The organism is Streptomyces ipomoeae 91-03, assembly GCF_000317595.1.
Taxonomy (GTDB): Bacteria; Actinomycetota; Actinomycetes; order Streptomycetales; family Streptomycetaceae; genus Streptomyces; species Streptomyces ipomoeae.
The window spans coordinates 1-8,557 of sequence record NZ_AEJC01000588.1 but is presented as its reverse complement, the minus strand read 5'-3'; the positions used below and the strand labels follow the sequence as shown (position 1 = coordinate 8,557).

Genomic DNA, 8,557 nt, shown 5'->3' with positions numbered 1-8,557 from the left:
ACGCGCGCGTGGAGGGTGCTTCAGGGTTGCCGCCGCTTCTGCCGGGGGTCCGCTGACGAGCGCGGGTCACTCCTCGTCGTCGCCACCGGTGACGCCGCTCGTCAGACCGCCGCTTCCGCTGCCGCTGCCGTCGGCGGTCGGGTCGGCCGTGGGCGTGCTGTCGTCCGTCGGCTCCGTGGGCGTCGGCTCCTCGGTGGTGGGCTCCGTGTCGGTGGGCTCTTCCGTCGGCTGGGTCTCGGGGGCGGACGGGCTGTAGGTCGGGGACGGCGTGTACGACGGCGTGTAGTTGGAGCCGTTGCCCGAACCGGTGCTGTCGTCCGTGGTCTCCTCGGTCGGCTCGTCGCTCGGCGTCTCGCTGGCCTTCTCGTCCTTGCTGGACGTCGAGGCCGTCGGCGACTTCGTGGTCTCCGGCGTGCCGCCACTGCCGCCGGTGTCCCTCAGCGCCACCGCGACGCCCACCGCCACGGCGACCACCGCGAGGACGGCGAGGATCCACAGCTTGCCGCGACCGCTGCCCCGGTTGCCGTGCCCCTCGAAGCCGCCGTCGTCCCGGCCGCCGCCGTAGCCCGGGATGATCGGCTGCGCGATCTGCGACGTCCCCGCCTCCCCGGGGTGCGGCATGACGGTCGTACCGGCCATGCCGCCCGGCGGCGTGTGCCGGCCGTCGTGCACCGTGACGGGCCCGGTGTTCCAGGTGCCCGTGTGGCCGCCCTGGTCGTACAGCATCTGCAGGCCGTACTGGACGAGGCCGCGCATCTCCTCGGCCGTCTGGAACCGGTCGTCCGGCTCCTTGGCGAGGGAGCGCATGACGAGCCCGTCGAGCTCCGGGGGAGCCGTCCCCTCGGAGACCTCGGAGGGCGGGACCGGGATGTCCTGGACGTGCTGGTAGACCACCGACAGCGGGGTCTCGCCGACGAACGGCGGGCGCAGCGCGAGCAGTTCGTAGAGCAGACAGCCCGTCGCGTACAGGTCGGAACGGTGGTCGACGGCCTTGCCGAGCGCCTGCTCCGGGGAGAGGTACTGGGGCGTGCCCATGACCATGCCGGTCTGCGTCATCGTCGTGGACGCGCCGTGCAGGGCGCGCGCGATGCCGAAGTCCATCACCTTCACCGCGCCGTTGGTGGTGATGATGACGTTGGCCGGCTTGATGTCGCGGTGCACGATGCCGTGCTGGTGGGAGTACGCCAGCGCTTCGAGGACGCCGGAGACGATGATCAGCGCCTGCTCGGGGCCGGGTGCCTCGGCGTTGAGCAGCAGGTCGCGGATGGTGCGGCCCTCGACCAGCTCCATGACGATGTACGGCACGGAGGTGCCGCCCACGACGTCCTCGCCGGAGTCGTAGACCGCCACGATGGCGTGGTGGTTGAGGCCGGCCACGGACTGGGCCTCGCGCGTGAAGCGGGCCTTGGAGATCGGGTCCTCGGCGAGATCGGAGCGGAGCAGCTTGACCGCGACCGTACGGCCGAGGCGTACGTCCTCGGCCGCGAACACCTCGGCCATGCCGCCCCGGCCGAGTCTGTGGGTCAGCCGGTACCGACCGTCACCGACAAGCCCGCCGTTGCCCCACGACTCCGGCGCGTCTGACATTCCGCCGCCAGTCGCCTCGGGGTCGGACGGGCCCTGAGAGCGCTGCTGCTGTGCCATCAGTCCTCGCCGTCGTTTCTGCCCGCGGTCCGCGCGGTTCTTGTTACGGTCTCCGTCTTACGGTCTCAATCGGCCACGCTACAGCCTTCACGCAAGGGGCCGGTCCGAGTTGGACGCACGACCGGTCGCGAGGGGCGTCGCGACGGATTCAAGGTGGATTCAACGGTTGATCGGCCATGAAACCCGCAGCGCGCGCACTCGTGCAAGTTCTGTGTACCGGGCGTACGCCACCTGTAACGCTTCCGCGACGCTTCTTTCGCGTACGGTCACGGAACGGGCACCGCGCTTGACGTGTCAGTGCCCTGGGGCAGACTTGGCCGGGAATAGCACAAAGGATCACCAGGATCGTCGGGGATCACCAGGATCGCCGACGGCGGGAGCCGCACCAGTCGGCTGTCGCGCGCGCCGATGGGGGACGCAGGAAGATGAGCCAGGACGGCGCACAGGGCCGGTACGCGGGGCGTTCGCTCGCCGGTGGCCGCTATCAGCTGCGTGACCTGCTCGGCGAGGGCGGCATGGCTTCCGTCCACCTCGCGTACGACTCGGTGCTCGACCGACAGGTCGCGATCAAGACACTCCACACCGAGCTCGGGCGCGAACAGGCCTTCCGTGAGCGGTTCCGCCGCGAGGCGCAGGCCGTGGCGAAGCTCACGCACACGAACATCGTCTCCGTCTTCGACACCGGCGAGGACGAGCTCGACGGCATGGCGACGCCGTACATCGTCATGGAGTACATCGAGGGCAAGCCGCTCGGCTCGGTGCTCGACGCGGACATCCGGCAGCAGGGCGCGATGCCCGCCGACAAGGCGCTGAAGATCACCGCGGACGTCCTGGCGGCGCTGGAGATCAGCCACGAGATGGGCCTGGTCCACCGGGACATCAAGCCGGGCAACGTGATGATGACCAAGCGCAACGTCGTCAAGGTCATGGACTTCGGCATCGCCCGTGCCATGCAGTCCGGTGTCACGTCGATGACGCAGACCGGCATGGTCGTCGGCACCCCGCAGTACCTCTCGCCCGAGCAGGCCCTCGGCCGCGGTGTGGACGCCCGCTCCGATCTGTACTCGGTCGGCATCATGCTGTTCCAGCTGACCACCGGGCGGCTGCCGTTCGAGGCGGATTCGCCGCTGGCCATCGCGTACGCGCATGTCCAGGAGGATCCGGTGGCGCCCTCCTCGATCAACCGTTCCCTGCCGCCGGCCGTGGACGCCATCGTCGCCCGCGCGCTGAAGAAGAACCCGAACGAGCGGTTCCCGAGCGCCGAGGCGATGCGCGACGAGTGCCTGCGGGTCGCCGGGTCCCTCCAGGCCGTCGCGCCGAGCATCGTGCCGGGCGTACAGACCTCCAACGGCGCCGGGGTCTCCTCGGCGGTCTTCCCGCCGATCGACCAGACGGCGCCGCCGCAGTCGGGCAGCGTCCAGACGCCGTACCAGCCGCCGTCCCAGGCGGGCGGGTACGGCCCGTCGACGCCCGCGCCGGCCCCGGCGCCCGCCCCGTCGTACGGCTACCCGCAGCAGGGTGGCTACCAGACGCCGCCGCAGACCGCCGCGTACTCGCCCCAGCAGGGCGTCACCACCCCGCCGCCGTACAACATCACGCCCCAGCAGTCGTCGCTGTCGGCGGGGCGTTCCGGGGGCGGCAAGAGCAACAAGGGCGTCGTCGTCGGCGCGATCGTCGTGTCGATCGTCGCGATCGGCGGTCTGATCACGGCGCTCGTGATGAACGGCGGCAGCAGCGATGAGGCCGGCGGCGACTCCGGCGGGTCCCCGTCCGCCTCGCCGACCGTGGTGGAGGGGCACAAGGGGCCGGACACGTCCAAGGTCATCGACAAGACCGAGTGCACGGAGCCCACGGAGTCGTACAACGACCCCGACAAGATCATGCTCCCGGACTTCACCTTCAAGAACATCGACTCGGTGAAGGAGTGCCTGCAGGCCGCCGGCTGGGAGTACGACACCCAGAACGTCGACGAGAACACGTACGGCGAGGGCACGGTCATGGAGCAGTACCCGAGCGCGGACGCCGACGAGGACCCCAAGGACATGCCCACGATCATCCTGAAGGTGTCCACGGGCAACCCGGCGTGACGCCTGCGGCGCTGTAGCCGCTGTTGTCGCTTTTTCCGCCGTTGTGGCCGCTGTCTCTGTCGCCTCTGTTGTCGTGAGAAGGGCCCGGCACTTCGCGTGCCGGGCCCTCTGTGTTCGTACGGTGGGGGTTGGACGGGGTCGTTCGTACGGTGGGTGGGCGGAGGCTAGAGGTAGGGGCCGCCCGAGCGGCCGACGGTACGCGGGTCGTCGTCGCCGTCGTGACCGCCGCCGACGCCCGGCGGGAGGGCGCGGCGCATCTGCTCCAGCTGGGCCCGAGCGGCCATCTGCTGGGCGAACAGCGTCGTCTGGATCCCGTGGAAGAGGCCTTCGAGCCAGCCGACCAGCTGGGCCTGCGCGATGCGCAGCTCCGCGTCGCTGGGGATCGCCTCGTCGGTGAAGGGCAGGGAAAGCCGCTCCAGCTCCTCGACCAGCTCGGGCGCCAGGCCGTCCTCCAGCTCCTTGACCGAGCTGGCGTGGATCTCCTTCAGCCGGGCCCGGCTCGCCTCGTCGAGGGGCGCCACCCGTACCTCTTCGAGCAGCTGTTTGATCATGCTGCCGATCCGCATGACCTTGGCGGGCTGTTCCACCATCTCCGTCACCGGGACCTCGCGGGAGTCGTCGTCTCCTCCGCCGCCCACTGCCATACCGTCCTGGCCCACGACCAGAATCTGGGGCTGTTCGGGCGACCGTTCGTTCCTCGGCATCTCCATGCCGCCATTCTCTCGCACACCGACACCTCACCACCGTGCTGCCCCCGACACGGCGTGATCCACCGTGTCGGCACAAGGTGTTCGTGTCGGGGAGGACGGGGGTGGAGTGAGACCGAGATGCCGGGGCGCTGGGGGCGTGTGAGGCTGAGGGAGTGGCTGCTTCGGTCCGTTTGGCGCGGGTGACGGGACTGATCCTCGTCGCGGGACTGCTCGTGGTCCTCGTGGCGGGAGCGGGGCCGTCCGTGTACGCCGCCGATCCCGACCCCGCCACCTCCTGGGCCGGCAGCCGTGCGGGCGAGGGGCGGGAGCGGCCCGGGCGGCAGGGCGTCGATGTCACGGAGCTGGAGGCGGCCGAGGACGCGGCGAATGCCCGGGGCGTCGGGGATGCCGGCGACGCTTCCACGGACTCCGAGGAGCCCGCCGGGGAACCGGACGGCCCGGAGGCCGGCGTCGCCCCCGAGCCGTCGCAGAACGCCGCGCTGCCCGTCCCGTCGTACGCCTCCCGGCACGGAAGCGGGACCGCCGATGAGCCGGTGGTGCAGGCCCTTGCCCTCGGCAGCGGTCTGATCCTGATGGGCCTGGGTCTCGGCCTCGCATTCGTGGGCCTGCGCATACGGAGGAGCTGATACGGAGGAGCTGAGCGGCCGGGGCCGGAGGTGCCGGGGCGTGGAGGCCGAGGCGCCCCGGCCTCGTCGCAGCGGTCCCGCGGCGGCTACGGCGTCACCAGCACCACCTTGCCGACGTGGCCGCTCTCCTCCAGTACGCGGTGCGCCGTGGCCGCGTCGTCCATCGGGATCTCACGGTCCACGACCGGCCGTACGTGACCGCCGGCGATCAGCGGCCACACGTGTTCGCGTACGGCGGCGACGATGGACGTCTTCTCTTCGAGGGGGCGGGCGCGCAGCGAGGTCGCGCTGATGGCGGCGCGCTTGGCGAGCAGGGCGCCGATGTTCAGCTCGCCCTTGATGCCGCCCTGCATACCGATGATCGCGAGGCGGCCGTTGACGGCGAGGACCTTGACGTTGCGGTCGAGGTACTTGGCCCCCATGTTGTCGAGGACGACATCCGCGCCCTTGCCGTCCGTGGCCCGCCGCACCTCCTCGACGAAGTCCTGTTCGCGGTAGTTGATCAGGATGTCGGCGCCCAGGGCTCCACAGTGTTCGAGTTTCTCCTTGGTGCCCGCGGTGACCGCGACCTTCGCACCGACCGCCTTCGCGAGCTGGATGGCCATCGTGCCGATGCCGCTGGAGCCACCGTGCACGAGAAGGGTCTCGCCGGGGCGGAGGTGGGCAATCATGAAGACGTTCGACCAGACCGTGCAGGTCACCTCGGGCAGCGCGGCAGCCTGGTTGAGGTCGAGGCCGGCGGGAACGGGCAGCACCTGGCCGACCGGGACGACGACCTTCTCCGCGTAACCGCCGCCCGAGAGCAGCGCGCACACCTCGTCGCCGACGCCCCACCCGGACACACCGGTTCCGATCTCCGCGATCCGCCCGGAGCACTCCAGGCCGGGGTAGGGGGAGGCGCCGGGCGGAGGGTCGTAGAAGCCCTGCCGCTGGAGCAGATCGGCACGGTTCACAGCGCTTGCCGCCACCTCGATGAGCACTTCGCCCTCACCGGGCACCGGATCGGGCACCTCGGCCCACACCAGTGCCTCGGGCCCACCGGGTTCGGGAATCGTGATCGCATGCATGAGGGGGACGCTACCGTTCCTGAAGACTGAGCAGGAGTGAGTCCTGTCCAGTCGCACGCCCCGAACGGTCTTGAGCGCTCCCCACTGCCTCAAGGGCGTGGGAGGTACCCCCAGGTCCCCGGCGTACTCAAGGGCGGCGACACCCGTCCCGTGCGTGGTCCGGTCCCGGGAGGCCCCCGCGGCCGGAGGCCGCCGATGGACACCGCCCTGTACGACCTGGCCAGGTGGGTTCGGCCAGAGGCGACGGAGAGGCCCCGGACCGTCTCTCCGGTGGAGCGGGGGCCCCGCACTCCACCGGCTACCGCTGGGGGTGCCCCCAGGCGCCGTACCCGGCCTCCCGGACCGCACGATCACGTCAACCCGGTCAGCCCAGGGCACCGCAAACCCACAAGCGGACCGTCAACGATCGAGCCGACCGGTCGTCCGGAGATTCCTGTGCGATGGCCGATGAGTTCCGGCGGTCCCGGCGGTCTCCCTTTGCGTAGCCCCGGACATGGGCCCCGTACGCGGAAGGACCTCAGACATGAGCGCACAGACGTCCGGCCTCGCGATCGAGACCGCGGGTCTCGTGAAGACGTTCGGCGAGACCCGGGCCGTCGACGGCGTCGACCTGGCCGTGCCCGCCGGCGCGGTCTACGGCGTCCTCGGCCCGAACGGCGCCGGAAAGACCACCACGGTGAAGATGCTCGCCACCCTGCTGCGCCCCGACGGCGGCGAGGCGCACGTCTTCGGTCACGACGTCGTCCGTGAGGCCGACGAGGTACGCGGCCGGGTGAGCCTGACCGGGCAGTACGCCTCCGTGGACGAGGACCTGACCGGCACCGAGAACCTGGTGCTGCTGGCCCGGCTCCTCGGACACGACAAGCGGGCCGCGCGGCACCGCGCCGAGCAACTGCTGGAGGCCTTCGGGCTCAGCGAGGCGGCCGGCAAGCAGGTCAAGCACTACTCGGGCGGCATGCGGCGCCGTATCGACATCGCCGCGTCCATCCTCAACACCCCCGACCTGCTGTTCCTGGACGAGCCGACGACCGGCCTGGACCCGCGCAGCCGCAACCAGGTGTGGGACATCGTGCGCGCGGTGGTCGCCCAGGGCACCACGGTGCTGCTGACCACGCAGTACCTGGACGAGGCCGACCAGCTGGCGTCCCGGATCGCCGTCATCGACCACGGCAAGGTCATCGCGGAGGGCACGAAGGGCGAGCTGAAGGCGTCCGTGGGCGCCGGTTCCGTCCATCTGCGGCTGCGCGACGCCGCCCAGCGGCCACAGGCCGAGCAGGTGCTGCGGATCGCCCTGGACGCCGAGGTGCAGCACGATCCGGACCCGGTGGCGCTGACGGCCCGCGTCGGCACGGGCTCCACCAACGGTCAGGGTGCCGCCGAGGCGGCGGCCCGCGCACTCGCCGAGCTGGCCCGTTCCGGCATCACCGTCGACAACTTCTCGCTGGGGCAGCCCAGCCTGGACGAGGTGTTCCTCGCCCTCACCGGACACGACACCAAGGCCCACGACTCCCAGGTCGTCAACACGAAGGACGAGGCGGCGGCATGAGCACCGCGACCCCCACCGAGAGCAAGGAACTCGCCCCCGTCAGCGCCGAGTCGCTCGCCGCGCTGCTCATCGCCAAGGAGCGACCGCCGCGGCCCAGCGCCCTGTCGGCGTCACTGACCTTCGGCTGGCGGGCCATCCTCAAGATCAAACATGTGCCGGAGCAGCTGTTCGACGTCACCGCCTTCCCGATCATGATGGTGCTGATGTACACGTACCTCTTCGGCGGCGCCCTGGCCGGCTCCCCGAAGGAGTACATCCAGTTCCTGCTGCCGGGCATCCTGGTGATGTCGGTCGTGATGATCACGATGTACACGGGCGTCTCGGTGAACACGGACATCGAGAAAGGTGTCTTCGACCGGTTCCGCTCGCTGCCGATCTGGCGGCCGTCGACGATGGTCGGCTATCTGCTGGGCGACGCGTTGCGGTACGCGATCGCGTCCGTGGTGATGCTCACCGTCGGCCTGATCCTCGGCTACCGCCCGGACGGCGGGGTCACGGGCGTGGTCCTCGGGGTGGTGCTGCTCATCGTCTTCTCGTTCGCGTTCTCGTGGATCTGGACGATGTTCGGGTTGATGCTGCGCACCGAGAAGTCCGTGATGGGCGTCAGCATGATGGTGATCTTCCCGCTGACCTTCCTGTCCAACGTCTTCGTCGACCCGAGCACCATGCCGGGCTGGCTCCAGGCGTTCGTCAACAACAGCCCGGTCACGCATCTGGCTTCGGCGGTGCGCGAGTTGATGGCGGGCGAGTGGCCTGCTGCGGAGATCGCCTGGTCGCTGGGCTGGTCCGCGTTGTTCGTGCTGGTCTTCGGGCCGATCACGATGCGGCTGTACAACCGCAAGTAGGGATGGGGACCGGCAGCGGCCGAGACAGGGGA

General features: G+C 70.4%; 7 protein-coding genes. 4 read left to right on the top strand and 3 right to left on the bottom strand.

The window, feature by feature from the left end; genetic code table 11:
• Positions 1 to 66: 66 nt before the first annotated feature.
• A complete protein-coding gene (locus tag STRIP9103_RS37885; RefSeq protein WP_009335175.1) occupies positions 67 to 1,644 on the bottom strand; it encodes a protein kinase domain-containing protein in 1,578 nt (525 codons plus the stop codon).
• 425 nt (positions 1,645 to 2,069) lie between these two features.
• On the opposite strand from STRIP9103_RS37885, the gene STRIP9103_RS37880 reads away from it, so the two are divergent.
• Positions 2,070 to 3,731 (top strand): protein kinase domain-containing protein, encoded by a 1,662-nt coding sequence (locus tag STRIP9103_RS37880; protein ID WP_009335181.1) that lies wholly within the window; start codon positions 2,070 to 2,072, stop codon positions 3,729 to 3,731.
• Between the two features lie 164 nt (positions 3,732 to 3,895).
• Here STRIP9103_RS37880 and STRIP9103_RS37875 read toward each other — a convergent pair whose 3' ends face one another.
• Entirely contained in the window at positions 3,896 to 4,441 is a 546-nt protein-coding gene (locus tag STRIP9103_RS37875; RefSeq protein ID WP_048821699.1) for a bacterial proteasome activator family protein, read from the bottom strand.
• Between the two features lie 152 nt (positions 4,442 to 4,593).
• Between STRIP9103_RS37875 and STRIP9103_RS37870 the strand changes: the two genes are divergently transcribed.
• Positions 4,594 to 5,067 carry a hypothetical protein gene (locus STRIP9103_RS37870; protein WP_009335177.1) on the top strand — a complete coding sequence of 158 codons (474 nt, stop codon included), beginning with the start codon at positions 4,594 to 4,596 and terminating at the stop codon, positions 5,065 to 5,067.
• Between the two features lie 86 nt (positions 5,068 to 5,153).
• On the opposite strand, the gene STRIP9103_RS37865 is transcribed toward STRIP9103_RS37870, so the two are convergent.
• Positions 5,154 to 6,134 carry an NAD(P)H-quinone oxidoreductase gene (locus tag STRIP9103_RS37865; protein ID WP_009335183.1) on the bottom strand — a complete coding sequence of 327 codons (981 nt, stop codon included), beginning with the start codon at positions 6,132 to 6,134 and terminating at the stop codon, positions 5,154 to 5,156.
• A gap of 523 nt (positions 6,135 to 6,657) precedes the next feature.
• Here STRIP9103_RS37865 and STRIP9103_RS37860 point away from each other — a divergent pair.
• Positions 6,658 to 7,680, top strand: coding sequence for an ATP-binding cassette domain-containing protein (locus tag STRIP9103_RS37860; RefSeq protein ID WP_009335179.1), 1,023 nt, complete (start codon positions 6,658 to 6,660; stop codon positions 7,678 to 7,680).
• Entirely contained in the window at positions 7,677 to 8,525 is an 849-nt protein-coding gene (locus tag STRIP9103_RS37855) for an ABC transporter permease (protein ID WP_009335173.1), read from the top strand. Before STRIP9103_RS37860 ends, STRIP9103_RS37855 begins: the two co-directional genes overlap by 4 nt.
• Positions 8,526 to 8,557 lie beyond the last annotated feature (32 nt).

Coding starts and splice junctions, on each gene's coding strand:
- STRIP9103_RS37885 (WP_009335175.1), bottom strand. CDS start 1,644: ATGGCACAGCAGCAGCGCTCTCAGGGCCCGTCCGACCCCGAGGCGACT.
- STRIP9103_RS37880 (WP_009335181.1), top strand. CDS start 2,070: ATGAGCCAGGACGGCGCACAGGGCCGGTACGCGGGGCGTTCGCTCGCC.
- STRIP9103_RS37875 (WP_048821699.1), bottom strand. CDS start 4,441: ATGGAGATGCCGAGGAACGAACGGTCGCCCGAACAGCCCCAGATTCTG.
- STRIP9103_RS37865 (WP_009335183.1), bottom strand. CDS start 6,134: ATGCATGCGATCACGATTCCCGAACCCGGTGGGCCCGAGGCACTGGTG.
- STRIP9103_RS37860 (WP_009335179.1), top strand. CDS start 6,658: ATGAGCGCACAGACGTCCGGCCTCGCGATCGAGACCGCGGGTCTCGTG.
- STRIP9103_RS37855 (WP_009335173.1), top strand. CDS start 7,677: ATGAGCACCGCGACCCCCACCGAGAGCAAGGAACTCGCCCCCGTCAGC.